Annotated in this window: 24 protein-coding genes, 1 tRNA gene and 1 riboswitch; of the genes, 21 read left to right on the top strand and 4 right to left on the bottom strand. The window is 69.9% G+C overall.

Annotation, left to right across the window (positions count from 1 at the left end):
- Nucleotides 1–66 precede the first annotated feature (66 nt).
- The 12 genes from ACZ7OO_RS18675 to ACZ7OO_RS18620 all read left to right on the top strand — a co-directional run bounded on the left by ACZ7OO_RS18675 (nt 67) and on the right by ACZ7OO_RS18620 (nt 13639).
- A complete protein-coding gene (locus tag ACZ7OO_RS18675; protein WP_471505848.1) occupies nt 67–894 on the top strand; it encodes a glycoside hydrolase domain-containing protein in 828 nt (275 codons plus the stop codon).
- Nucleotides 895–1052: 158 nt separating this feature from the next.
- Nucleotides 1053–1700, top strand: coding sequence for a SurA N-terminal domain-containing protein (locus ACZ7OO_RS18670; protein WP_471505847.1), 648 nt, complete (start codon nt 1053–1055; stop codon nt 1698–1700).
- 95 nt (nt 1701–1795) lie between these two features.
- Nucleotides 1796–2785: a nucleoside triphosphate pyrophosphohydrolase gene (locus ACZ7OO_RS18665; RefSeq protein WP_471505846.1), complete on the top strand. Its 990-nt coding sequence runs from the start codon at nt 1796–1798 to the stop codon at nt 2783–2785.
- 33 nt (nt 2786–2818) lie between these two features.
- The gene (locus tag ACZ7OO_RS18660; RefSeq protein WP_471505845.1) at nt 2819–4108 is read left to right on the top strand and encodes a cytochrome P450 family protein; all 1290 of its coding nucleotides are present in this window, start codon (nt 2819–2821) and stop codon (nt 4106–4108) included.
- Between the two features lie 203 nt (nt 4109–4311).
- The gene (locus ACZ7OO_RS18655; protein ID WP_471505844.1) at nt 4312–5322 is read left to right on the top strand and encodes a transglycosylase family protein; all 1011 of its coding nucleotides are present in this window, start codon (nt 4312–4314) and stop codon (nt 5320–5322) included.
- 194 nt (nt 5323–5516) lie between these two features.
- Nucleotides 5517–5688: riboswitch (cyclic di-AMP (ydaO/yuaA leader) on the top strand.
- 3 nt (nt 5689–5691) lie between these two features.
- The gene (locus tag ACZ7OO_RS18650; RefSeq protein ID WP_471505843.1) at nt 5692–6375 is read left to right on the top strand and encodes a transglycosylase family protein; all 684 of its coding nucleotides are present in this window, start codon (nt 5692–5694) and stop codon (nt 6373–6375) included.
- Nucleotides 6376–6771: 396 nt separating this feature from the next.
- The gene (eno, locus tag ACZ7OO_RS18645; RefSeq protein ID WP_352220265.1) at nt 6772–8067 is read left to right on the top strand and encodes a phosphopyruvate hydratase; all 1296 of its coding nucleotides are present in this window, start codon (nt 6772–6774) and stop codon (nt 8065–8067) included.
- 124 nt (nt 8068–8191) lie between these two features.
- On the top strand, nt 8192–8668 hold the full coding sequence (locus tag ACZ7OO_RS18640; RefSeq protein WP_471505842.1) for an FtsB family cell division protein: 477 nt from the start codon (nt 8192–8194) through the stop codon (nt 8666–8668).
- A 29-nt stretch (nt 8669–8697) separates the two neighbouring features.
- A complete protein-coding gene (locus ACZ7OO_RS18635) occupies nt 8698–9252 on the top strand; it encodes a DUF501 domain-containing protein (RefSeq protein WP_471505841.1) in 555 nt (184 codons plus the stop codon).
- Nucleotides 9249–10190, top strand: a complete 942-nt coding sequence (locus ACZ7OO_RS18630) for a Ppx/GppA phosphatase family protein (RefSeq protein ID WP_471505840.1) — start codon at nt 9249–9251, stop codon at nt 10188–10190. Before ACZ7OO_RS18635 ends, ACZ7OO_RS18630 begins: the two co-directional genes overlap by 4 nt.
- Nucleotides 10191–10722: 532 nt before the next feature.
- Entirely contained in the window at nt 10723–12102 is a 1380-nt protein-coding gene (locus ACZ7OO_RS18625) for an NAD(P)/FAD-dependent oxidoreductase (RefSeq protein ID WP_471505839.1), read from the top strand.
- Nucleotides 12103–12349: 247 nt separating this feature from the next.
- Nucleotides 12350–13639, top strand: a complete 1290-nt coding sequence (locus tag ACZ7OO_RS18620) for a class I SAM-dependent methyltransferase (RefSeq protein WP_471505838.1) — start codon at nt 12350–12352, stop codon at nt 13637–13639.
- Nucleotides 13640–13693: 54 nt separating this feature from the next.
- Here the strand turns inward: ACZ7OO_RS18620 and ACZ7OO_RS18615 are convergent, their stop codons facing one another.
- Nucleotides 13694–16222, bottom strand: a complete 2529-nt coding sequence (locus ACZ7OO_RS18615; protein ID WP_471505837.1) for an ABC transporter permease — start codon at nt 16220–16222, stop codon at nt 13694–13696.
- Nucleotides 16222–16995: an ABC transporter ATP-binding protein gene (locus tag ACZ7OO_RS18610; protein ID WP_471505836.1), complete on the bottom strand. Its 774-nt coding sequence runs from the start codon at nt 16993–16995 to the stop codon at nt 16222–16224. The genes ACZ7OO_RS18615 and ACZ7OO_RS18610 overlap by 1 nt, the downstream gene beginning before the upstream one ends.
- 424 nt (nt 16996–17419) lie before the next feature.
- Between ACZ7OO_RS18610 and ACZ7OO_RS18605 the strand changes: the two genes are divergently transcribed.
- Together ACZ7OO_RS18605 and ACZ7OO_RS18600 are read left to right on the top strand one after the other, a co-directional pair.
- Nucleotides 17420–17502: transfer RNA gene (locus tag ACZ7OO_RS18605), tRNA-Leu, on the top strand.
- Nucleotides 17503–17606: 104 nt separating this feature from the next.
- Nucleotides 17607–19427 (top strand): tyrosine-type recombinase/integrase, encoded by a 1821-nt coding sequence (locus tag ACZ7OO_RS18600; RefSeq protein ID WP_471505835.1) that lies wholly within the window; start codon nt 17607–17609, stop codon nt 19425–19427.
- A 138-nt stretch (nt 19428–19565) separates the two neighbouring features.
- Here ACZ7OO_RS18600 and ACZ7OO_RS18595 read toward each other — a convergent pair whose 3' ends face one another.
- Nucleotides 19566–20384, bottom strand: coding sequence for a hypothetical protein (locus tag ACZ7OO_RS18595; RefSeq protein ID WP_471505834.1), 819 nt, complete (start codon nt 20382–20384; stop codon nt 19566–19568).
- Between the two features lie 103 nt (nt 20385–20487).
- Nucleotides 20488–20904: a hypothetical protein gene (locus tag ACZ7OO_RS18590; RefSeq protein ID WP_471505833.1), complete on the bottom strand. Its 417-nt coding sequence runs from the start codon at nt 20902–20904 to the stop codon at nt 20488–20490.
- A gap of 262 nt (nt 20905–21166) precedes the next feature.
- Between ACZ7OO_RS18590 and ACZ7OO_RS18585 the strand changes: the two genes are divergently transcribed.
- The 7 genes from ACZ7OO_RS18585 to ACZ7OO_RS18555 all read left to right on the top strand — a co-directional run bounded on the left by ACZ7OO_RS18585 (nt 21167) and on the right by ACZ7OO_RS18555 (nt 25428).
- Nucleotides 21167–21427 (top strand): helix-turn-helix domain-containing protein, encoded by a 261-nt coding sequence (locus ACZ7OO_RS18585; RefSeq protein WP_471505832.1) that lies wholly within the window; start codon nt 21167–21169, stop codon nt 21425–21427.
- Nucleotides 21424–21753 carry a hypothetical protein gene (locus ACZ7OO_RS18580; protein WP_471505831.1) on the top strand — a complete coding sequence of 110 codons (330 nt, stop codon included), beginning with the start codon at nt 21424–21426 and terminating at the stop codon, nt 21751–21753. The genes ACZ7OO_RS18585 and ACZ7OO_RS18580 overlap by 4 nt, the downstream gene beginning before the upstream one ends.
- Before the next feature lie 82 nt (nt 21754–21835).
- Complete coding sequence (locus ACZ7OO_RS18575; RefSeq protein ID WP_471505830.1) at nt 21836–22231, top strand: hypothetical protein; 396 nt, start codon at nt 21836–21838, stop codon at nt 22229–22231.
- Nucleotides 22231–22479 (top strand): hypothetical protein, encoded by a 249-nt coding sequence (locus ACZ7OO_RS18570; RefSeq protein ID WP_471505829.1) that lies wholly within the window; start codon nt 22231–22233, stop codon nt 22477–22479. Before ACZ7OO_RS18575 ends, ACZ7OO_RS18570 begins: the two co-directional genes overlap by 1 nt.
- A 59-nt stretch (nt 22480–22538) precedes the next feature.
- Nucleotides 22539–23348 carry a hypothetical protein gene (locus ACZ7OO_RS18565; protein ID WP_471505828.1) on the top strand — a complete coding sequence of 270 codons (810 nt, stop codon included), beginning with the start codon at nt 22539–22541 and terminating at the stop codon, nt 23346–23348.
- Nucleotides 23345–24424, top strand: coding sequence for a YqaJ viral recombinase family nuclease (locus tag ACZ7OO_RS18560; RefSeq protein WP_471505827.1), 1080 nt, complete (start codon nt 23345–23347; stop codon nt 24422–24424). Before ACZ7OO_RS18565 ends, ACZ7OO_RS18560 begins: the two co-directional genes overlap by 4 nt.
- Complete coding sequence (locus tag ACZ7OO_RS18555) at nt 24424–25428, top strand: recombinase RecT (protein WP_471505826.1); 1005 nt, start codon at nt 24424–24426, stop codon at nt 25426–25428. Before ACZ7OO_RS18560 ends, ACZ7OO_RS18555 begins: the two co-directional genes overlap by 1 nt.
- The last annotated feature ends 168 nt before the right edge of the window (nt 25429–25596 follow it).

The following is a 25596-nucleotide window of genomic DNA, read 5'->3' as shown; positions in this document are numbered from 1 at the left end:
GTGCCTTGACTCTTCTTGCACAATGATCCTCCTTGCACAGTGCACATACAGGGGTGGGGTTACGGCATGTCCAGCCATCGGCAGTCGAAGAAGCGCAGATACATCACCTGGGGCGTGGCGGGAGCCGCGGTCGTCGCCGGGGCCGGGATAGCGGCGCAGACATCCATGGCGGCCACCACCTGGCCCGCCCAGAAGACGTACACCGGCCGCGCCTTCGACACCTGCACCGCGCCCTCGCTCGGCGCGATGAACGCCTGGCACGGCGGCCTCTACGGCGCCGCCGCCGTCTACATAGGCGGCAAGAACCGCGGCTGCGCCCAGCCCAACCTGACCGCCTCCTGGGTCAAGTCCGTCTCCGCGGGCGGCTGGAAGCTCATCCCGCTCTACGTCGGCGCCCAGCCGTCCTGCCAGAGCGGCTCCAACCCGGAGAAGATGACCACCGCCAACGCTGCCTCCCTCGGCACCAGCGACGCCACCGACGCGGTCGCCAAGGCCGCCGCCCTCGGCATGAAGGCGGGCAGCCCGATCTACCTCGACATGGAGGCGTACGACACGACGAACACGTCGTGCAACAACGCCGTGCTCACCTATGTGCGCGCCTTCGACAAGCAACTGCACGCGAAGACCTACCGCGCGGGCTTCTACGGCTTCACCAGCTCCAGCGCCAAGGCGATCGCGAACGCCACCGACAAGACGGACCTGCCGGGCAACCTCTGGTACGCACTGTGGGACAAGAACAACACCACCACGGCGGACTGGCCGTTCGGCGCGACCCAGTTCACCGGGCACAGCCGGGCGCACCAGTACATGGTGAACAGCAAGGAGACGCGCGGCGGTTTCACGATCACCGTGGACCGTGACGCGTGGGACGCGCCGGTGGCGATCACGGGCTGAGCCCGTCCGTACCGCAAACCCTTCCGGGGAGTGGCGCGGCGGTGCCGGATGCGCGAGTGAATCGTTGGTCGAATGGGTTGGCCAGAGCTTGCCGACTGCCTACCATCGATCACCGCAAGACTTTGTGCACCGTCGCACAATCTCCTCGGGAGGTTCCCTTGCACCGCCGCCGTCGCACCGCGCTCCTCCTCTCCGCCGCGATCGTCACCGCGGCCCCCCTCCTCACCGCCTGCGGAAGCGACGCGCACCCGGGCGCGGCGGCCGTCGTCGGCGGCCAGCGGATCAGCGTCGCCCAGCTGCAGACCCGCGTGAACGAGGTCCGCCAGGCCCAGCGCGCGGCGGTGCCCGACGAGCGGCAGTACCAGCAGGTACTCGCCGCCACCAGCAGCCTCACCCGGGACACCCTGCACAACATGGTTCTCGACCAGGTGCTGCACCGGGCCGCCCAGGACGCGGGCATCAGCGTCACCCGCAAGGAGATCCAGCGGATGCGCACCGGCCTCGAACAGCAGGCCGGCGGCTCCAAGGCGCTCCAGAACGCCTGGCTCCAGAAGTACGGCATCGCCCCCAAGCGCCTGGACGACAACCTCCGCCTCCAGCTGGAGGCCCAGAAACTCGCCCAGCTCCTCGGCACCGACACCACCCAGCCCGCCTTCTGGAAGGCACTGTCCAAGGCGTCCCAGGAACTCCACATCGACCTCAATCCGCGCTACGGCGCCTGGGACGTCGGGAAGAGCAGCCGGGTGGACGCCAGGACGCCGTGGGTACGGGAGGTCACGTCGTCGGGGACGCGGGTGACGGCGTAGGCGGGGCCGACGGAAGCGGTCATACGATCGCTTGATCATCCCCATCCTGTGGACAACGCCCGAGGCCGGCGGCGCGGGTGCGTTACGTTCGGATCGTGAACACCACCAGCCCGGAACCCTCTGCTCCCACCGTCCCCGACACCGGCCGGATCGTCCTGCTCACCACCAGCCACCGCGTCGCCCCCGGCCTGCTGTCCTGGCCCGCCTGGCAGGCGCTGCGCTCGGCGGACCGTGTGCTGTGCGCGGACGGCGCGCATCCGCAGCTGCCGTATCTGCGCGAGGCCGGGACGACCGTGGACGAGGCCGCCCCCACCGCCCAGGAGCTGGTCGACGCCTGCGCCGGCGGGCGGACGGTGGTGGTCGTGGCGACGGGTGAGGGCGAGCCCGCCCTCACCGACGGCCTGGCCCGCCTCGCCGGCTCCGGCCGGGTCCCGATGCCCCAGCTGGAGCTGCTCCCCGCCTCCTACGACCTGCCCGGCGCCCGCCTCCTCGACCTCGTCCAGGTCATGGACCGCATCCGCACGGAGTGCCCCTGGTCGTCCCAGAAGACCCATGAGGGCCTGGCGAAGTACGCCATCGAGGAGGCGTACGAACTCGTCGAGGCGATCGAGGCCGGCGACCGCGACGAACTGCGGGAGGAGCTGGGCGACGTGCTCCTCCAGGTCGTCTTCCACGCGCGCATCGCCCAGGAGGACCCGGACGCCCCCTTCTCCGTCGACGACGTGGCAGGGGGCATCGTCGCGAAACTCATCCACCGCCACCCGCATGTCTTCGGCGACGAGACCGCCTCGACACCGGAGGAGGTCAAGGAGCACTGGCTGCGCACGAAGGCGATCGAGAAGCGGCGCGAGTCGGTCACGGACGGCATACCCCTCGCCCAGCCGGGTCTCGCCCTGGCGGCGAAACTCGCCTCCCGGGTGCGGACGGCGGGGATGGAGGTACCGCTGCCCAAGGCGGAGGACATCGGGTACCAACTGCTCGCGCTGGCGGTGCGGGCCGAGGCGGAAGGGGTCGACCCGGAAGCGGCCCTGCGCGCGGCTGCCCGGGCCTACCGGGACGCGATCAGGGAGACGGAGGGCCACTGACACGGTCCCGTGCCCTGCGGCTACCGTCGAGGAGTGACCGACCAGCCCGCCCCTCACCCAGAGGTTCCCCAGCCCACCGCCCCCGACCTCTTCACCTGGGAGTTCGCCGCCGACCCCTACCCCGCCTACGCCTGGCTCCGGGAACACGCGCCCGTGCATCGCACCCGGCTTCCCAGTGGGGTCGAGGCCTGGCTGGTCACCCGCTACGCCGACGCCAGGCAGGCCCTCGCCGACCCCCGGCTGTCCAAGAACCCGGCGCATCACGACGAGCCCGCGCACGCCAAGGGGAAGACCGGGATCCCCGGGGAGCGCAAGGCCGAGCTGATGACGCATCTGCTGAACATCGACCCGCCGGACCACACCCGGCTGCGCCGGCTGGTCAGCAAGGCGTTCACACCGCGCCGGGTCGCCGAGTTCGCGCCCCGGGTGCAGGAGCTGACCGACCGGCTCATCGACGGGTTCGCGGACCGGGGCGAGGCCGACCTCATCCATGAGTTCGCCTTCCCGCTGCCCATCTACGCCATCTGCGACCTGCTGGGCGTCCCCCGTGAGGACCAGGACGACTTCCGGGACTGGGCGGGGATGATGATCCGACACGGGGGAGGGCCGCGAGGCGGGGTCGCGCGGTCCGTGAAGAAGATGCGGGGATATCTGGCCGAGCTGATCCACCGGAAGCGGGAGGCGCTGTCCGCCGAGCCCGCCCCCGGTGAGGACCTCATCTCCGGGCTCATCCGGGCCTCCGACGAAGGCGAGCACCTCACCGAGAACGAGGCCGCCGCCATGGCGTTCATCCTCCTGTTCGCCGGCTTCGAGACCACGGTCAACCTCATCGGCAACGGGACGTACGCCCTGCTCACCCATCCGGCACAGCGCCGCCGCCTCCAGGACTCCCTCGCCGCCGGCGAGCGCGGGCTGCTGGAGACCGGGGTCGAGGAACTGCTGCGCTACGACGGGCCGGTGGAGCTGGCCACCTGGCGATTCGCCACCGAGCCGCTCGGCATCGGCGGGCAGCGCATCGCGCCAGGCGACCCGGTCCTCGTCGTACTCGCCGCCGCGGACCGGGACCCGGAGCGGTTCGCCGAGCCGGACACGCTCGACCTCGCACGCCGGGACAACCAGCACCTCGGATACGGCCACGGCATCCACTACTGCCTGGGCGCCCCGCTCGCCCGCCTGGAAGGACAGACCGCGCTCGCCGCCCTCCTCAGCCGCCTCCCCGACCTGCGACTCGCGGTGGCGGAGAGCGAGTTGCGCTGGCGCGGCGGGCTCATCATGCGCGGACTGCGCACGCTCCCCGTGGAGTTCACCCCCCACGGCCGATGAGCCCACCACCGGCATCCACCACCGGCACGCCTCCCTCCGGCCTCCCACCGGCAAAGATGACCACTGTTCAAGTCTGTGATCTTCACGTGATCTGCGCGGCATTAACTTGTGACAAGTGATCGTCTGCCTATACGTTCACCCATCAGTGCGACGCCCCGGCGGGACCCGTCGCCGGTCACCGCTGTCGCTCGAAAGGTTTCCGCATGCTCTCCGGGAACGGTCGTCACCGTCGCCCCCGTCAGGCTCCGGCCATCCTCGTCGCGGCCGGCGTGACCGGCTCCGCCATCGCCATCCCGCTCCTCGGGGCGGCGAGCGCCAACGCGGCCGACGGCAGCACCTGGGACCGGGTGGCCGAGTGCGAGAGCGGCGGCTCCTGGAGCATGGACGCCGGCACCGGCTACTACGGCGGCCTGCAGATGTCCCAGGACGACTGGGACCAGTACGGCGGCCAGGAGTACGCCACCACGCCGGACCAGGCGAGCCGTTCGCAGCAGATCGCCGTCGCCGAGAAGATCCTCGCCGACCAGGGCACCAAGCCCTGGCGGACCTGTGCCCTACTCGCCGGCCTCTCCTCGGACGACGCCTCGGTGAACGTCGACACGGGCCTCGGCGGATCGGACAACACGTCGGGCACATCCGACTCGTCCTCCGGGTTGTCGGATTCGTCCTCTTCATCTGGTTCATCCGGCTCATCGGATTCCGGCTCGTCCAACCCCTCCTTGGGTGCCGCGGACTCCGGAGCCGGCTCCGCCACCCCGTCCCCGAGCGCGAGTGGGGACTCGGGTACGGGCACCCCTGCCGACTCCACCAAGGCGGACAAGTCGAGATCCAACGGCTCCGGCACCTCGAAGGCGAGTGAGAACCCCGTCACGTCCGAAGCTGATGAGTCGGACAATTCATGGCAGACCGGCGGCTCTTGGAGCCTTGTCGACACGGGAGCCGTCAGTGGCGGTGGCAAGCATCGCGGCGGCACGGCGGACGAAAACGTGACAAACGGTCAGAGTGCGACTTCTTCCGGCCGTCACGCCTCCCGTGACGCCGGCACCTACACCGTCCGGGACGGCGACACCCTCGCCTCCATCGCCGACTCCCTTGGCCTCGAAGGAGGATGGCGCGCGCTCTATGCCGCCAACAAGGCCGACATCGGCACCGACCCGAACCACGTCGCCCCCGGTCAGACCCTGAAACTCGGCACCGAAACGAACGCGGACTAGCGGGAGTTGGCGCTCTCGAACCGCCCCACTTAGAAGTCAAATGTCCGGTTTGGCGAAAGTGTGGGATGAGTCTCAGAAGCCCTGATCATCTTTGAAATTCACCTGATCGCCTGTTTACGGTCGAGGCCGCTCGTCACCACGAGCCCCGGCCGTCGCAACGCCGAGTCCTGCCAGCGGCTGCCCGGGAACAGTCGTCGCGTAAAGCGCCGTAGGCAGGAGCGGGGGACCCAAGGTAAGTGCCAGGACCGGTAGTTGAGGCTGCCGTGTCCGGCTCGGGGTGAAGCCGCGCACCGCGAGGTGTGCGGCCGGGCAACTCAACCGGCCCGAACCCGACAGCTCACCTCGCAGGCGTCGGTGAGGGGATCCACCATGCTGTTTTCCGGCAAGGGCAAGCACCGTCGTCCGTCCAAGGCCACCCGCGCCGCCGCGCTCGCCGGCGTCACCGGTGTCGCCATCGCCGCCCCGCTGATGGCGTCCGGCACCGCCTCCGCCGCCACCGCCTCCGAGTGGGACGCCGTCGCCCAGTGCGAGTCCGGCGGCAACTGGGCCATCAACACCGGCAACGGCTACTACGGCGGCCTGCAGTTCTCCGCCTCCACCTGGGCCGCGTACGGCGGCACCCAGTACGCCGCGCAGGCCAACCAGGCCGGCAAGGCGCAGCAGATCGAGATCGCCGAGAAGGTCCTCGCCGCGCAGGGCAAGGGCGCCTGGCCGGTCTGCGGCACGGGCCTGTCCGGCGCCGCCTACACCGGCAGCAGCTCGTCCTCCAGCTCCAGCTCGTCGAACAGCGGCACCAGCAGCCGTACGACCGACACCCAGGCCGCCTCCCGCTCCGCCGAGCGTCCCGCCGCCAAGAAGACCGTCACCACCCCGACCGGCAAGAAGGTCAAGAAGGGCGACGGCGAGTACAAGGTCCTCAAGGGCGACACGCTCAGCTCGATCGCCGAGAAGCACAAGGTCAAGGGCGGCTGGCAGGCGCTGTTCAAGCTGAACAAGGACATCGTCGACGACGCCGACTTCATCTACCCGGGTCAGCAGCTGCACCTGAAGTAAGCGCCCGAAGTAATACGCGGGCGCCGGCTGAAGCACAGCGCCCGCACAGCCGTGCTCCTCATAGTGAGGAGCACGTGCGGGCCACCCCCGTCCCCCACGAGCCCCCGCTCCGGTGCGTTTTCCCCCGAACGCACCGGGGCGGGGTTTCTCATTGCCGTCCGCCTGCCGTCCGCCTGCCGTCCTCGCGCGGTCCTCCCCTTGACCCGCTCTTCTTCCGTTCTTCATCGGGCCCCCCTTTGTTCCGCGCATGAACAATGGGTACCGTCTGTGTGTCCACGGGCCGGTCGGTCGGCTGGCTGACGGCCCCGGGACGGTTAGGCTCTAGTCGCAAGGCTGAGCAAGGGCCGACAAGGCCCGCGTGCGCCCGCACAACCAGCGTCACATCCCAAGAAGGAGATGCTCGTGCCGTCCATCGACGTCGTCGTAGCCCGGGAAATCCTGGACTCCCGAGGCAACCCCACGGTCGAGGTCGAGGTCGGCCTCGACGACGGCAGCACCGGTCGTGCCGCCGTCCCGTCCGGCGCCTCCACGGGCGCCTTCGAGGCCATCGAGCTCCGCGACGGTGACCCCAACCGCTACCTGGGCAAGGGCGTCGAGAAGGCCGTCCTCGCCGTGATCGAGCAGATCGGTCCGGAGCTGGTCGGCTACGACGCCACCGAGCAGCGCCTGATCGACCAGGCCATGTTCGACCTGGACGCCACCGACAACAAGGGCTCGCTCGGCGCCAACGCCATCCTCGGCGTCTCCCTCGCCGTCGCCCACGCCGCCTCCGAGGCCAGCGACCTGCCGCTGTTCCGCTACCTGGGCGGCCCCAACGCGCACCTGCTGCCGGTGCCGATGATGAACATCCTCAACGGCGGCTCGCACGCGGACTCCAACGTGGACATCCAGGAGTTCATGATCGCCCCGATCGGCGCGGAGTCGTTCTCCGAGGCGCTGCGCTGGGGTGCCGAGGTCTACCACACCCTGAAGAAGGTCCTGAAGAACAAGGGCCTGTCCACCGGCCTCGGCGACGAGGGCGGCTTCGCCCCGAACCTGGAGTCCAACCGCGCGGCCCTCGACCTCATCCTCGAGGCGATCAAGCAGGCCGGCTACGTCCCGGGCGAGCAGATCGCGCTGGCGCTCGACGTCGCCGCGTCCGAGTTCTACAAGGACGGCAAGTACGAGTTCGAGGGCAAGTCCCGCTCGGCCGCCGAGATGACCGAGTACTACGAGGAGCTCGTCTCCGCGTACCCGCTGGTCTCCATCGAGGACCCGCTGTTCGAGGACGACTGGGCCGGCTGGAAGGTCCTCACCGACAAGCTCGGCGACAAGGTCCAGATCGTCGGCGACGACCTCTTCGTCACCAACCCGGAGCGCCTGGCCCGCGGCATCGAGGACGGCGCCGCCAACGCGCTGCTCGTCAAGGTGAACCAGATCGGCTCGCTCACCGAGACCCTGGACGCCGTCGAGCTTGCCCAGCGCAACGGCTTCAAGTGCATGATGTCCCACCGCTCCGGCGAGACCGAGGACGTCACCATCGCCGACCTCGCCGTCGCCACCAACTGCGGCCAGATCAAGACCGGCGCCCCGGCCCGATCGGAGCGCGTCGCCAAGTACAACCAGCTGCTGCGCATCGAGGAGATCCTCGACGACGCCGCGGTGTACGCCGGCCGCAGCGCCTTCCCGCGGTTCCGCTCCGCGGACCAGTAGGCACAGCAAGGGCTGACCGGGCTGACCCTTACGGGGTCAAGCCTTAGCCAGTCGTACGTACGTCCCCGTACCGGTCCCGTACCGTGTGCGGGGACGTACGCGCGTGTGAACGGGAGGCGGGGACATGGCCGCGAAGGACCGGGACCGGTTCTCCACCGCGACCAGGCTGAAGTTGCTCGGCGAGCAGACGGCGGCCCGGGTCTACCGCTCCCAGACCAGGCGCCAGGCCCGCCGCTCCCGGCTCACCGGCCGCGCCGCGCTGCTCGCGATCGTGCTCTGCACGATGGTCGTCGCGCTCGCCTATCCGATGCGGCAGTACGTCTCCCAGCGCGCCGAGATCGCCGACCTGGAACGGCAGCAGGAGCAGGCCCGGCAGCGGGTCGAGCAGCTGCGGGACGTCAAGGCCCGATGGCAGGACGACGCGTACGCCGAGCAGCAGATCCGGGAGCGGCTGCACTATGTGATGCCGGGGGAGACGGGGTACATCGTGATCGACCCCGCCGTCGCCAAGCAGGCGCACGCCAACCTAGGGGCGGCCGACCGGCCCTGGTACGCGAACGTCTGGGACGGCGTCGACAAGTCCGACGCGTCCGACCAGTGAACCGACAGAAAGCCACACAGAACACAGTCATGGAAACGCCTCCGCCCTCCACTCCGCGCACCGAGCCGACCGACGCGGACGTCGAGGCCTTCAAGCAGCAGCTCGGGCGGCCGCCGCGCGGGCTGCGGGCGATCGCGCACCGGTGCCCCTGCGGGCAGCCGGACGTCGTGGAGACCGCGCCGCGGCTGCCGGACGGCACGCCGTTCCCGACGCTGTACTACCTGACGTGCCCCAAGGCCGCGTCCGCCATCGGCACCCTGGAGGCCGACGGCGTGATGAAGGAGATGACGGCGCGGCTGGAGAGCGATCCGGAGCTGGCGGCGGCCTACCGGGCCGCGCACGAGGACTACATCCGGCGCCGGGACGAGATCGAGGAGCTCACGGGGTTCCCGAGCGCCGGCGGGATGCCGGACCGGGTGAAGTGCCTCCATGTGCTCGTCGCGCACTCGCTGGCGGCGGGGCCCGGCGTGAACCCGCTGGGGGACGAGGCGATCGCCATGCTGCCCCAGTGGTGGCTCAAGGGCGCCTGCGTGGTGACAGGGCCGGCCGAGACGTCACGAACAGAGAAGGAACACCAGTCATGACCCGCGTCGCCGCCATCGACTGTGGCACCAACTCCATCCGGCTGCTCGTCGCCGACGCCGACCCCGGGACCGGCGAGCTCGTCGATCTGGACCGGCGGATGGTGATCGTGCGGCTCGGGCAGGGGGTCGACCGGACCGGGCGGCTCGCGCCGGAGGCGCTGGAGCGGACCTTCGCCGCCTGCCGGGAGTACGCGGCGGTCATCAAGGAGCACGGGGCGGAGCGGCTGCGGTTCGTCGCCACCTCCGCGTCCAGGGACGCCGAGAACCGGGACGACTTCGTGCGCGGGGTGCTGGACATCCTCGGTGTCGAGCCGGAGGTCATCAGCGGCGACCAGGAGGCCGAGTTCTCCTTCACGGGTGCGACGAAGGAACTGACGGGCCGCGACGACCTCGCCAAGCCCTTCCTCGTCGTGGACATCGGCGGCGGCTCCACCGAGTTCGTCGTCGGGGACGAGCACGTGCGGGGCGCCCGGTCCGTGGACGTCGGCTGTGTGCGGATGACCGAGCGGCACCTGGTGCACGAGGGGCAGGTCAGCGACCCGCCGACCGAGGCCGAGATCGCCGCCATGCGGGCCGACATCGAGCGCGCCCTCGACCTCGCGGAGCAGACGGTGCCGCTGCGCGAGGCGCGCACGCTGGTCGGCCTGGCCGGATCCGTCACCACCCTCTCCGCCATCCACCAGGACCTGCCGGAGTACGACTCCGCCGCCATCCACCACTCCCGTATCCCCTGTGCCCGGGTCCGGGAGATCACCGAGCGGCTGCTGGACTCCACCCACGCCGAGCGCGCCGCGATCCCCTCCATGCACCCCGGGCGCGTCGACGTCATCGGTGCGGGCGCCCTCGTACTGCTGTCGATCATGGAGCGGGTGGGCGCGGCGGAGGTCGTGGTGAGCGAGCACGACATCCTCGACGGCATCGCCTGGTCCATCGCCTGACCCGCCCCGACCGCCCTTCCGGCCGCCTCGCCGGCCCGGCCGACCGCCCTTCCGGCCGCCTCGCCGGCCCGGCCGACCGGCCTCTCCGGCTGCCTCGCCGCGCCCTCCTGACCTCCTCGGATGAGCGTGCGGGAGGACGGGTGAGCGTCCCGGAGGGCCCGTGACACGCCGTGTCACGACACCCCCTCGGAAAACTTCGTGAAGTTCTTCACAAGGAATTCGGTGCAGGTGGGGGGTCCAAGGGCCCCCGTTGGCCCGTTCAGGGGCTCAACAGCCCCGGGCGCGTGCTCAGGAGAGCATTTCGGGGGTGTTTCCGGGGCGCTCGTGCGGGTGACATCCGGTGCCCAGGGGGTGCCCCCGGAAGCCTGGAGAGGCAGCTCACGCGGCATTGACAACGGGTCGTATCGGAAGTCGGTTCCCGCTGTTGACCATGACCTGCGTCACGTGAGCGGCGGAGTGTAGCACGACCCCCGGGGAACCTTGTGAAGGGGCGCACGAGCGACCCCCCTTGGGCGGGTGGATACTCGATGCCATGAGCACCACGGAGCGTCCCAGGATCCTCGTAGTAGGCGGTGGGTACGTAGGCCTGTACGCAGCTCGGCGCATTCTCAAGAAGATGCGCTACGGCGAGGCGACCGTCACGGTCGTCGACCCCCGGTCGTACATGACCTACCAGCCCTTCCTCCCCGAAGCCGCCGCCGGCAGCATCTCCCCTCGGCACGTCGTCGTCCCGCTGCGACGCGTGCTGCCGAAGGCGGAGGTCCTCACCGGCCGGGTCACCACCATCGACCAGGACCGCAAGGTCGCCACGATCGCCCCCCTCGTGGGCGAGGCGTACGAGCTGCCGTTCGACTACCTGGTCATCGCGCTCGGCGCGGTCTCCCGTACGTTCCCGATCCCCGGCCTCGCCGAACAGGGCATCGGCATGAAGGGCATCGAGGAGTCCATCGGCCTGCGCAACCACGTCCTGGAGCAGCTGGACAAGGCCGACTCCACGACCGACGAGGAGATCCGCCGCAAGGCGCTCACCTTCGTCTTCATCGGCGGTGGCTTCGCGGGCGCGGAGACCATCGGCGAGGTCGAGGACATGGCCCGCGACGCGGCGAAGTACTACAAGAACGTGTCCCGCGAGGACATGCGCTTCGTTCTCGTCGACGCTGCCGACAAGATCCTTCCCGAGGTCGGCCCGAAGCTCGGCCTGTACGGCAAGGAGCACCTGGAGAGCCGCGGTGTGGAGATCTACCTCTCCACCTCGATGGACTCCTGCGTCGACGGCCACGTCGTGCTGAAGAACGGCCTTGAGGTCGACTCCAACACGATCGTGTGGACCGCGGGCGTCAAGCCGAACCCGGCGCTCTCCCGCTTCGGTCTGCCGCTCGGCCCGCGCGGCCACGTCGACACCGCCCCCACCCTCCAGGTGCAGGGCACCGACTACATCTGGGCCGCGGGCGACAACGCCCAGGTGCCGGACGTCGCCGCCCGCAAGGCCGGCGTCGAGAACGCCTGGTGCCCGCCGAACGCGCAGCACGCGCTGCGTCAGGCCAAGGTCCTCGGCGACAACGTGGTCTCCGGTATGCGGGGCTTCCCGCAGAAGGAGTACAGCCACGCCAACAAGGGCGCGGTCGCCGGTCTGGGTCTGCACAAGGGCGTCGCGATGATCGTCCTGGGCAAGACGAAGATCAAGCTCAAGGGCCGTCTCGCCTGGTACATGCACCGCGGCTACCACGGTCTGGCGATGCCGACCTGGAACCGCAAGATCCGTATCTTCGCCGACTGGACGCTGGGCATGTTCCTCAAGCGCGAGGTCGTGTCCCTCGGTGCCATGGAGAACCCCCGCGAGGAGTTCTACGAGGCCGCCAAGCCGGCTCCGGTCGCCGCCCCGAAGGCCGAGGAGAAGGCCAAGGCCTCCTAGGCCGGGGACTGCTGGGCCAAGGCCTGCCGGTCACGGCCGGGCCTCGGCCACCGGTCGACGAACCACCCGAAGGACCTCCCGCCATCCGTGGTGCGGGAGGTCCTTCGGCGTTCCCGGGAGCAGCCGCAACTGCGTGGCCGCTACAGCTGTTTGCCCAGTCGTAACTCCTTTGCGGGACTGCGCTGCTGCCCTCACGGTGTTTACGTGGTAACCGGCATCCGGGATCGTCGTCTTGGAGGTGTGCGCCATGGCCGACGCCGCGTCGCGGCTGAGGAGTGTTGCCGAGCAGGTGCTGGGAGTTCCGCTCCCGGTACGGCTGCGGGCCTGGGACGGATCACAGGCCGGACCGCCGGACGCTCCGGCACTCGTGATCCGTAACCGCCGTGCCCTGCGTTACCTGCTGTTCAAGCCCGGTGAACTGGGCCTGGCCCGGGCCTGGGTCGCCGGAGATCTGGACATCGAGGGCGACCTGTACAGCGCCCTGGCGGTGATGTCCGGACTGATCTGGGAGCGCGGGGAGGACGGCCGTACCCTCGGCCAGGCCCTGCGCGACCCCGAGGTGCGGGCCGCCGCCCGGGAGCTGCTGAAGCTCGCCGGACCGCCCCTCCCGCCCACCCCGCCCCGCGAGGAGGTCCGCAGACGCCGCCATCTGCACACCCGCCGCAGCGACAAGCAGGCCATCAGCCACCACTACGACGTGGGGAACGACTTCTACGAGATCGTCCTCGGGCCGTCGATGGTCTACTCGTGCGCGTACTGGGAGGACGACGGCACCCTGGAGACCGCCCAGCGCGACAAGCTCGAACTCGTCTGCCGCAAACTCGATCTGAAACCCGGTCAGCGGCTGCTCGACGTCGGCTGCGGCTGGGGCTCGATGGCGATCCACGCGGCCCGCGAGCACGGCGTGAGCGTCGTCGGGGTCACCCTCTCCCAGGAGCAGGCCGCGTACGCCCGTAAACGGGTCGCGGACGAGGGTCTGACGGACCGGGTGGAGATCAGGGTCCAGGACTACCGGGACGTCAGGGACGGGCCGTACGACGCGATCTCGTCGATCGGGATGGCCGAGCACGTGGGCGCGGAGAAGTACCTGAAGTACGCGAGTGATCTGTACGCGCTGCTGAAGACGGGCGGCCGGCTGCTCAACCACCAGATCGCGCGGCGGCCGCAGCGCGACGAGGTGGCCTACCACGTCGACCAGTTCATCGACGCGTATGTCTTCCCGGACGGGGAACTCGCGCCGATCGGCACCACCGTCACCCAGCTGGAGCGGGCCGGGTTCGAGGTGCGGGACGTGGAGTCCCTGCGCGAGCACTACGCCCTGACCCTGCGTCGGTGGGTGGCCAACCTGGAGGCCGACTGGGCGCGGGCGGTACGGCTCACCAGCCCCGGCCGGGCCCGCGTCTGGAGGCTGTACATGGCCGCCTCCGCCCTCGCCTTCGAACGCAACCGCATCGGCGTCAACCAGGTGCTGGCCGTCAAGACCCCGGAGCCGGGTGCGTCGGGGCTGCCGCTGCGTACCCGTACCTGGACCCGGTAGGACGGCGAAGGGGCCCCACACGGTGTGGGGCCCCTTCGCCGTGTGTACGGCTGCTTACTCGGACTTGATCGCCGCCAGCATGTTCAGCCTCGCCGCGCGCCGGGCCGGCCACAGGGCCGCCAGGACGCCGACCACGCCGGCCAGCAGCAGGAAGAGCGCCATCCTGGACCAGGGCAGGACCAGTTCGTAGGTCGGCATCTTCGCGCCTACCAGCTGCCCGGCCGCCCAACCGAAGAACACTCCCAGGCCGAGGCCGAGCACCCCGCCGAAGAGTGAGATGACCAGGGACTCCAGACGGACCATCCGCTTGACCGCCTTGCGGTCCAGGCCGATCGCGCGGAGCATGCCGATCTCCTGCTGGCGTTCGAAGACCGACATCGCCAGGGTGTTGATGACACCGAGGACCGCGACGATCACCGCCATCGCGAGCAGGCCGTAGACCATGTTCAGGATCAGTGTGAACGCCTGTGCGATGGAGTCGGACAGGTCCTGTTTGTCCTGGACCTTGATCGCCGGGTTGAAGCCGAGGACCTTCTCCAGCTTGTCCTTGGCCGCGCCCGACGCGCCGTCCGCCGTCTTGACCATGACCTGCATGTCGGCGGGGTCGGTCTCGTGCGGGGTGAGGGTGGCGTTGTCGACCATGATCCCGCGGATCATCTCGTTGCCCTCGTAGACCCCGGCGACCGTCAGCTTCTGCGCCTTGCCGTCCTCGTAGTGGACGGTGAAGCCCGAACCGGCCTTCCAGCCGTGCGACTTGGCCGTGTCGGCGTCCACCGCCACGTCCGAGCCGCCGACCCTGAAGGAGCCGCTGTCGACCGTGAGGTCGGTCAGCCTGCCGATCGCCGAGCCGTTGACGCCGGTGAGCGACTCGGTGTCGCCGTCGATCCGGGAGGCCGCGTTGCGCAGCGGGCTGCTGGCGCTCACCCCGTCGGCGGTCGCGAGCTTCCTCGCCACGTCGGGGGAGAGCGCGTTGCCGTTGGCCATCGATACGACGTAGTCCGCGCGGATCGCCGAGCTCGCCATCTTGTCGATCGACTTCTGCAGACTGCCCGCCATCACCGTCATACCGGTGATCAGGGTCAGGCCGATCATCAGCGCCGAAGCGGTCGCGGCGGTACGGCGCGGGTTGCGCACCGAGTTCTGCCGGGCGAGCTTGCCGGCGACACCGAACCCGCGCAGCAGCGGGGCGGCGGCCGCGATCAGCGGACGGGAGAGGAGGGGGGTGAGGACGAAGACGCCGATGATGAGGAGTACGGCGCCCAGGCCCATCGGCGCCTGGCCGTCGGAGCCCGCCATCGTCGTCGCCGCCAGGATCACCGCGACGCCCGCCGCGGAGAACAGGGCGCCGATCGTGTTGCGCAGCACCAGCGACTTGGTGGTCGGGGCCGAGTGGAGCGCGCTCATCGCGGCGACCGGCGGGATCTTCGCGGCCCGGCGGCCGGGCAGCCAGGCGGCCAGCATGGTGATGACGACACCGACGGCGAGGGCGGCGGCCACTGTGCCGGGGCTGACGACCAGAGGGCCGTCCGGGACGGTCGCGCCGAACGAGCCCAGCAGCGCGCGCAGTCCGGCGCCGATGCCGATACCGGCGACCAGACCGGCCACCCCGGCCACCGCGCCGACCACGAACGCCTCGATCAGCACCGAGCGGGTGACCTGGCGGCGGGAGGCGCCCACCGCCCGCAGCAGTGCCAGCTCCTTGGTGCGCTGGGCGACCAGCATGGTGAAGGTGTTGGCGATGATGAACGTGCCGACGAACAGGGCGATACCGGCGAAGACCAGCAGGCCCTGGCGCAGGCCGCTCATGCCGTCGGCGATGGACTTCGCCTGGTCGTCGGCGAGCTTGTGGCCGGTGGTGGTCTTCACGAGCTTCTTCGGCAGCGCCTGGTCCAGCTGGGACTTGAGGGCGGTCTGGCCGGTGCCGGACTTCGCGGTCACGTCGATCTCGTCGTACGCGCCTTTCTTGCCGAACAGCTGCTGCGCGGTCGCCGTGTCGAACAGGGCGAGGCTGCCGCCGGCCGCGACATTGCCGTCGTCGGTGGTGAAGACGCCGGCGACGGTGGGCGTGAGGACCGGGCCGTTCACCGAGACGCGCACGGTGTCGCCGACCTGGTAGCCGGCCCGCTCCGCGGTCTTGGAGTCGATCAGCACCTCGTTCGCGCCGCTCGGCGCGTGCCCGCTGACCAGCGGGTAGCGGGCGTCCTTGGTGCCCCAGTAGTTGCCGCCCTCGGACTGCCAGCCGCCGCCGATCAGCTTGCCGTGCTTGTCCGCGATCGCGGTGAAGCCGGAGACGACACCGGTGGCGGAGGCCGCCCCGGGGACCTTCGCGGCCTTGTCGAGCATGGCCTGGGTGAGGTCGGGCGTCCTGCCGACCTGGTCGCCCTTGGAGTCCTGGTACTCGGCGGTGACGGCGACGTCGACGCCCTTGAAGCCCTTGGCGGAGCTGTTCTGGTAGGCGTCCGAGATGGTGTTGGTGAAGACCAGGGTGCCGGAGACGAAGGCCACGCCGAGCATCACGGCGAGCACGGTCATCAGCAGCCGGGCCTTGTGCGCGAGGACGTTGCGCAGGGCGGTGCGGAACATCAGCTGGTACGGCCCTTCGCGTCGAACTGCTTCATGAAGTCGAGGACGCCTTCGGCCGTCGGCCGGTACATCTCGTCGACGATCCGGCCGTCGGCGAGGAAGACGACCCGGTCGGCGTAGGCCGCGGCGACCGGGTCGTGGGTCACCATGACCACCGTCTGGCCCAGTTCGCGCACCGAGTTGCGCAGGAAGCCCAGCACCTCGGCGCCGGAGCGGGAGTCCAGGTTTCCGGTCGGCTCGTCACCGAAGATGATGTCCGGCCGGGAGGCGAGCGCGCGGGCGACGGCGACGCGCTGCTGCTGGCCGCCGGAGAGCTGCGAGGGCCGGTGGCTCAGCCGGTCCTTCAGACCGACCATCTGGATGACGCTGTCGAGCCACTGCTTGTCCGGTTTCCGCCCCGCGATGTCCATCGGGAGGGTGATGTTCTCCAGGGCGGTCAGCGTCGGCAGCAGGTTGAACGCCTGGAAGATGAACCCGATCTTGTCCCGGCGCAACTTGGTGAGCTGCTTGTCCTTCAGGGAGCCCAGTTCGGTGTCGCCGATCCGCACGGAACCGGAGGAGAAGGTGTCGAGGCCGGCCACGCAGTGCATCAGCGTGGACTTGCCGGAGCCGGACGGCCCCATGATCGCGGTGAACTCGGCCTGCCGGAACTCGACGGTGACGCGGTCCAGGGCGACCACCTGGGTCTCGCCCTGGCCATAGATCTTGGACAGCTCCGTGGCGCGAGCGGCCACGGAGGTGGTCCGCCGGTCGGCGATGGGTGTGGTGGACACGGAAGGGCGCTCCTGTCGGGACGACGGCTTTCATGGGGACCTCACCATCGTCTCGGCCGTACGGGCCCGTGTAGTCAGCCGCAGTTCCGGTTCCGGAGGGCGACCAAGGGGGGACCGGGAGTGCGCCGTGTCATACCTGGGGATGACGGCGGACCCTTAGGCCCTGTCCAGTCCGGTGACCCGGAACCGGTCGTTCCCACTCGTCGAGAACAGGTGGAGCCCCCTTGTTCGGACGGTGAAATTCCGTCATTCCCGGTACGCGTGCACCCACCGCGCGTAACGCTATTGGCAAGTGCGGATGGCCCGTTCCGGTGGCTGATGCACCCTCAGACGTCAATAAAATAAGACAACATCGGGTCGTCCGTCCGCTGTTCGGGGGACGCCTCCCGATAGGCTCGGAATCTCGTAGCGGAGCCCATGGCCTGCCCGGATGGTGGAATGCAGACACGGCGAGCTTAAACCTCGCTGCCCCTCGCGGGCGTACCGGTTCAAGTCCGGTTCCGGGCACCTTCCCCTGTACGGCGCCTGACCTGCGAGTACATCGGTCGGGCGCCGTATCTCTTCCGCACAACTGGCGCACCGCTGGCGCACGCTCCCTTACTCTGCCCCGCATGGCATACGTGAAGGCGATGAAGAACAAGGACGGCGAGGTCACCAGTCATCGCGTTCGCTGGCGCCTGGGGGGCGCCCGGACGGGGGAGTGGCAGGCCGAGCGGTTCGACGGCGACGAGGCCGGCGCGGAGGCGGCAGAGATCTTCTGCCAGGCCGTCAACGACAACGGCCAGCAGTGGCCGCCCGGGTGGGTGAAGGGTCAGGGGTACATCGATCCGACGGCCGGCATGGAGGAGCGGTTCATCTTCCGCGAGTACGCGCGGGAGGTGATCAAGAACAAGACGGGCGTGGAGGAGCGCTACCGGGAGGACTGCTACCGGGAGCTCGAGACGTACCTGGTGCCGACGTTCGGCAACTGCGACATCCGCTCGTCCGAGCACTTCTCGAAGGCGACGGTCTCGGCCTGGGTCAACAAGATGGCCAAGACGTACGTGTGGCGCGGGTCCACGCGCAAGCTCATGTCGCCCAAGACGCTGAAGAACCTGCACGGCCTGTTGAGCAGCATCCTCAACGAGGCGGTCCACGCGGAGCCGCCGCTGCGGGAGCGCAACCCGTGCGCGGGGATGCGCCTGCCTCGCCTCGATGACGACGGGATCGATGACGACGGCGACGGCGAGGACATGACGTTCATGACGCCCGTCGAAGTGGCGGGCATCGTGGAGTGTCTGAAGCGCCCGGAGGACAAGCGACTGGTCCTCGTCGCGTACGGCACCGGCATGCGGTGGGGCGAGATCACCGCGCTCGCCAAGATGCACGCCCGCACCCCGGCGGCCGGCGAGTTCGAGCTGCGGGTGGCGCGTGCGTGGAAGCGCAAGCCCGGTGAGGGCTTCGTGCTGGGCGTGCCGAAGTCGAAGGCGTCGAAGCGCAACGTGTCGATCAGCGCGGGCCTGTGGCAGGTCCTGCTCGATGGCGGCCTGGCCGGTATGGCGAGCAAGGCTTTCCTGTTCCACAACGGCCAGGGCGAGCGGCTGGTGTACTCGACGTTCTACGACCGGTGGGTGGCGGCCGTCGCCGAGGCCCAGGAGCGCGGCCTGCTGCCGGACTGGAAGCACCCGACGTTCCACGACCTGCGGCACTCGCACGTGGCCGCGCTGCTGTCGGACCGGCACAGCCTGACGTACGTGCAGCGGCGCCTCGGGCACGAGTCGATCAAAACGACGTCGGACAAGTACGGGCACCTGCTCAAGGAGGCCCACGAGGGCGCGTTGGCGACGATCGACCGGGCGCTCGGCATCGAGCCGGTCGCCCAGACGGTGGACGTCGCGAACGAGGAGCACGAGGCGCGCATCCCGGTGCAGGACCCGGGCCGCTCGGTGTACGCGCTGCACGTCGGCTCGAAGACGCTCGGATTCTGGCGGGCGGAAGACGCCGAGGAGACCGCGGAGCGGTGGGCACGGGACCGCGGCGGCCCGGTGCTGGTGGAGAAGTGGTCGACGGACTGGTGGATCCGGATCCAGGGCGGCCAGGTCGGCAGCGACAACGGGCTGAAGGCGGTGCGGTCGGAACTGCCGGCGCGGGCGTTCATCTGGGAGGTGGGCCCGACGGTGTACGCCGCGGACGGCACAGAGATGGTCTCGGCTCCGGGCGTACACGAGGCACGCGGCCTGTGGGTGTGGGACTGGGAGCCGGAGTTCACCGACGAGCCGGCCCACAGTGCGGCGGAGTGGCGGCGCGGCGACCTCGCGGAGACGGAGGCGCGGGCGTGGGGGCCCGACAAAGGCGCTGTCCTGGCCGCCTACGCGTCCGCTCGGGCGGACGCCCTGCGTATCTGCGGGCTGCACCCGGACCGGGCTGCGAGCGGGCGTGAGCCGGTCTCCTGACGGCTCCGATGCCGCCACCCGGCCGTGGTCGGAGATGAACCGCAGCAGCGCCGGAACCGGTCGCGCGACCGGTTTTCCCAGTAGACGACCAAGGGGCCCTTCGAGGGCCCCTTGAGGTCGTGTGCGTCGTGACTCGTTTCAACGGCCGTGCTGCGTCGCGACTTCCGCGCATAGCCCAAGGACCGGTCGGACGCCGATGCCGACGCCACGGCAGTCGTCGTTCTTCCCGTCGTGCCTTCCGTGTGCTGGAGGTGTGTGGTCCCTGCCCGGCTTGTCCGTGGAGGACGGCCGGGTCTGGGTGGGCGGTGCAGGATCGGCCGGGCCGGTTGCAGCGGGCGCGGACGGACTTTGTTCGGGCGTCGGTGTGTGGCCGGGCTCCTCTGGGGCGGTCGGGTCGACGTCGCCCGACGGCTCTTCCTTCGGCTCGGCTCTGCCGCTGTCTGTTGGCCTTGGGCTCCCGCTCTCGCCTGTGGTGACGTAGCCCGCATCGTCCTGCGCCGCCACCTGGTCCTCGCCGTCGTTCCCGGAAGAGGCCGCCGACGGGGCGGCGGCGGGCGGGGTGGCTGGGCCGGGCACTGCCGGCGCGCTCTCGGTGGATGTGAGGTACAGCGCGGCGGCGGTTCCAGCAGCAGCGACGACTACGACGGTGCCCGTGGCGGTCGCGGCCCGCTTCCGTTGCCAGAGGGAGCGGAAGCGTTCACCGAGTGACGTGAGGACCGCTGCGACGCCGCTGCCGATGTAGAGCGCGAGATGCCGCTTGCGTCGAACCGGCTCCGGTTCCTCGTCGTCCTCGGGTTGGGTGGCCAGCGGTTGCTGCGTGAGGGCAGCGATCTTCTGGGCGGTGACCTCGGCACGCAGTTCGTTGATCAGCGCCGCGTGTTTCTGCTGGGCCCGGTAGATGAGGACGATCGCCAGGACCGCCGCGCCGAGGACCCCAGCGAGTAAGACGTCTTGCACGTATGCCCCCTGGGAAACAGCTTTCTATCTGTTGGGGCATGATGTGACGCTTAGTCAGCCGTTGTGTGCGTTATGTGAAAACGTAACATTCTTGTGACATGCGTCAACTCGCGTGACGGCGCTGAACATCTGATCCCTGTGCCGCCCTGGCGGGCTCGGTGCGGCCGACCCTGCGGAGGACTTCGTCCTGGGCCTCGGGCGGCAGGGTCGCGAGGAGTGCCGCGATGGCGTCGATGTGGGCGTCGTTCGCGTAACCGGTGGCGGCTGGCGTCGCGGTGGCGCCCGTCGGCGCCTCCAGTTCCGCCAGGAGCTCGGCGGCCTCGGTGCGGCCGGTCTCGGCGAGCTGTGCGGAGGTGACGCCGACAGCCAGGCACATGCGGGCCAGGGTGTCGTCCGGCGCGTTCACCTCGATCCGCTGGCCGCTGACCGACTGGTAGCCGGCGATGATCTGGCCCCAGCGGGAGCGGCTGATGCCTGCCTGTCTCGCGGCGTCTTCGACGCGGATCCGCTTCCGCTTCAAGGCGGCCTTAATGAGCGCGGCCTCAGGCGGAGGGGCGGGGCTCGGGCTCTTAGTCATGCTGTGCAGCTTCCCACGACTAGACGCTAGTCCGCCATCCAGGGCGGTGCGAATTTGTAGTGAAGTTCGTCAAGTCTATGCGCACTAGTCCGTCTAGTTTACGCCCCGTGCGCCCCCCCTGAGCTACTACACGCCACTACACATCCACTACACGGCACTACGTCTAGTGGTTGCACTAGACGCTAGTGGCGACTAGTTTGATCTCATGACCCATCCGCCCGGAGGGCGCCGTAGGCGTCCGCTGAACCATGAGCCGAGTGCCGTGATCTACGCCCGCGAGAAGGCGGGCCTGACACAGCAGGAACTCGCAGAGCGGTGCGGCATCAGCCAACAGCTCGTGAGCAAGATCGAGTCGGGGGCCCGCAATGCCACCCCGCGGGTTCTGAACAAATTCGCTGACGCGCTCAACTGCCCCGTCGTCGTCTTGGAAGCAAAACGTCAGACGGCAGGGGCGGGTGCCTCATGACCGCCTGGACGCGCAAGCACTGCGTCTGTACCGAGGTCCGCAACCTCGACTACGACGAGGCCGCAACGGCGCTCAAGATCAAGCGCCGATGGCTGGAGGACAACATCAGCCGCCTGCCGCACCAGAAGTTCGGTGGCAACCCGGCGGTCTTCTGCATGTGCGACCTGCGAGTGATCCAGGCGATGCAGGCCGTCTTGCCCGCCGACGCCCTTGCCGTCATCGAGCCGGTCGAACCGGCCGAGCAGACCCCCACCACGCCGCCCGTCCGGGCGCTGGCCGCCATCAAGCCCGCCAAGGGCCGGGGACGCGCCGTCGCCCAGGTGTGACGGCTTGCGGGGCCGCCAGACCGTGCCGGGTCCAGCAGCCCCACAAACGCAGGCCACCTCAATCCCGTGAATCGAGGTATCCGTGAACCACGATGTTAGCCCCGAGCAGGCCGCCGCGGCGGCTCTCGCTCATCTCCTCGGCCAGCGCCCTGAGCTGTCCAAGCTGGTGTGGACTGTCGGCGAGACGCCGGGAGTTCTGAAGGGCCACCAGATCGCCGAGTCCGGCAACGGCGAGGTCATCGACGTCTGCGCCGACCTGATGGGCGGCACCGTCGCCCGCTCCAGCTGCAGCCGACGTGGTGACGACCGCCAGGGCGTCGCCCAGCTCGTCACCGTGTACGCCGGCGTGCCCGTCGAGGTGTGGGCCAGCTATCCGCTGCCCGACAACCGTGGCCTGATCGCCGCCGACCTGCGTGACCTCTTCGCCGCCCGCCCGCTGGGCGCGCTGGTCTGCCTCCCTGGCGGAGGTGCCCGGTGATGGACGCACTGATCCTCGGCGCGATGGCCGCCTGCTTCGTGCTCCTGGTCGTGGCCGTCGTCTTCGGCCGCACCGAGACGGACCGGTCGGCGCACGGCGCGCAGATCCCGCACCCCCGCAAGCACGACCCGAGGACCTGCCTTGCGTGCGCGCAGATGCGGCACCCCTCGCAGTCCGGCGCCCGCCACCAGTTGGCCGCTGCCCTGATCGGCCCGCGCCGGTCAGTGGAGAACGGAGGCACGAAGTGAGCCCCAGGGGACCGCGAGTTGCAAGGCCTCGCCCGAGCGGCTGGGCGGAGCCGACGGTCGTGGACCACGAGGCCGTTGCCGCCGACGCTCAGACCCACCCGGGTCAGTGGAGGCATTGCGGCAACTACCGGACCATGCAGGCCGCCGACGGCGTCGCCCGCATGATCGGCATGGGCAAGGTCCGGGCGTACCGGCCGGGCGGCACCTTCGAGGCGTACGCGGCACGGATCACCAGCGGCGAGGGCGCCGTGTGGGTCCGGCACGTTGCCGGGATCGACGTGACGCCGCTGCCCGCGTCGCTGACGGTCCGGGTCCCGGACTACGGCAGCCAGCCCGGCTACGAGGGCATGCAGGTGCGCACGGTGCAGATCTCCGCGTGCTGCCCGGTGTGCGGCGGCCCGCGCGGCAAGATCCGCCCGGACCGGTTCGTCCGGGAGGGCGTGCGCCACGTCCGTGACGCGTGGGACAACCCGTGCGGCCACAAGGACCTGTATCAGGCGGTCCTCGTGGAGGCCCGGCGGCGGATCACCGACACGACGACCCGAGACCGGCGCAAGCCTGAGCTTCGGGGCGTGCCGGGCGGCCAGCACGAGGCCGCCGTGAACCACCTCGTCCGCCTGATCGCCGACAACCCGAACCTCAGCGCGCACAAGGCGGTCCCGCTGCTGCAGGAGGCCGGACACATGGCGGCGGCCGTCGAGATCGCCGCCTACCTGCGCAGCGCACTGACGGCGGGCAACACCACCGTCAGGTCGGCCGTGCTCTACCTCAACCACCGCGACGAGGAGGAGCTGAGCGCCCTCGACTCCGCCGTGACATGCCTCGGCGACCAGACCAACACCAGCACCACCACGGGGGACAACCAGTGACTACCGCAACGCTCGACCGCGAGGACACCACTTCCGAGGCGGGCCTGCCCGAGGCCCCGACCGCCCGGCTCATCCTGCCCGCCGGGGACCTGAACGACCCGGACTACTACGCGGCTTGGCTGGCCAAACGCCGTCAGGGGATCGGCGGCTCGGACGTCGCCGGGATCCTCGGCCTAGCCGGGAAGTACAACAGCCCGCGCCGCGTCTTCGAGGAGAAGCACGGCCGGCCCACGTTCCAGGAGACCGAGCCCGCCGAGATCGGCCGGGAGATCGAGGACTTCATCGCCTCGATGTTCTCCAAGCGGTCCGGCCTGGGCGTCGCCCATCCGCCGGGCACGCTGCAGAACCTTGAGCGGCCGTGGATGCACGCCAACGTCGACCGGTACGTCCTCGGCGAGACCGGCGCCGTGGTGGCGCCGCTGGAGTGCAAGAACCGCAGCGAGTACCAGATCGACCAGTGGGAGGACGGCGTCCCGGACGCCCCCGCCATCCAGTGCTACTGGTACATGGCCGTCGGTGGCTGGGACCACGGCTACGTCGCCGCCCTCGTTGGCGGCAACAAGCTCCGCTGGCACCGGCTGGAGCGCGACGAGGAGATCATCGGCGAGCTGGTCGAGCACTGTGAGAGCTGGTTCCACAAGCACATCGTGGAGGGCTTCCCGCCGCCGCCTGACGGCCTGGAGGACACCGCGAACCTCCTCGCCCGCCTGTGGGAGGTCAAGCCCGAGGCGGTCGCCGAGATCGACGCGGCGAAGGCCGCCGACGTCCTCGCCCGGCTGGAGAAGGCCGACCAGAAGGTCAAGGCCGCGCAGGACGAACTCCGCACCATCCAGAACGAGATGCGGCTGCTGACCGGCGCGAACGAGATCGCCAAGGCCAACGGGCAGGTCGTCTGGACGAACAAGCAGAACGGCACCTTCGCGCCGAAGCGGTTCGCCGAGGAGCAGCCCGAGATCGCCGCGAAGTACCAGACCACCGTGCAGGTCCTCGACGTCGACGCGCTGAAGACGCAGCAGAAGGACCTCTACCGCAAGTACAGGGCTCGCCGTCTGGTCGTGCCTGGGAAGGGACGCTGATGACGACCGCGCTCACGCTCAAGGACCGTATCCGGGCCGCCCGTCAGGCGGGCGGCCCCGCCGCCCCGGCCGAGCAGCACGACCAGGCGCCGGACAGCCCGGCCGAACTCGCCGACATCCAGGGGCACGAGCAGGTAGAGCCCGCCATGAACCAGACGGTCATGGAGTGGCTGAATGTCTACCGCGGCCACTTCGAGGAGGCCCTGCCCGCCTGCGTCGACCAGGCCGCGTTCTTCGCGGCCGTCCGGTCGGTTCTCCCCGAGCTGGCCCGGTGCACGCCGGCCTCCGTGCTGCAGGCGCTGCTCACTTGCGCCCGGTTCGGACTGGTCCCCGACGGACACCAGGCCGCCATCACCCGGCAGGGCACGACGGCCGCCTTCGTGCCGATGTACCAGGGCTACATCGAGCTGATGTACCGCTCGGGCCTGGTCCAGTCGGTGCACGTCGGCGTGATCCGCGAGCACGACGAGTACGACTACGTGCCGACCGCCCGCTACCCCGACGACTTCGTGCACCGGCCGAACCTCAAACTGTCGCAGAAGGAGCGCGGCGAGGTCGTCATCGCGTACGCGTACGCCTGGCTCAAGAACGGCGCCCGCTCGCAGGTGATCCTCCTGACGCGGGAGGACGCCGAGGAGATCCGCGACGAGTTCAGCGAGTCGTACCAGCGGGCCGAGACAGCCGGGACCCGCGATTCGTACTGGCACCGCTTCTTCCTGCGGATGTGGGAGAAGTCGGCGATCCGCCGCCTGATCCGGGTCGTGCCCAAGTCCGCCGAGCTGCGGGCGCTTGCCAACGCCGACGACGCCGGCGACCGGGGCGAGGTGCAGATCCTGCACGCGCCCGACACCGAGGCCGCCCAGCTCCTCGCCGAGGCGGAGCGGGCCCACACCGCGGCGGAGGCGTCCCAGGACGTTCGCCCGGCCCCCGCGAAGGCGCGGCCTTTCAAGAAGCGGTCCCAGCCCCGTCGGTCGACGCGCGCGGGCCGCAAGGGACGGAGGTAGCTGTGTGCCCTCGTCCTCGCACCATCCGGTCAGGCGAGAGGTACGGCCGCCTGACCGTCACCCGGGACCGGCGCCCCGGTGAGCCGCGGGTGCAAGTCCGCTGTGACTGCGGCACCGAGACGACCGTGAACTTCCGGGACCTGGGCCGGTGCACGAACTCGTGCGGTT

Source organism: Streptomyces sp. NPDC111744 (assembly GCF_055634995.1).
Note: the sequence above shows the minus strand (reverse complement) of the source record. Positions and strands in the feature narration are given on the sequence as shown.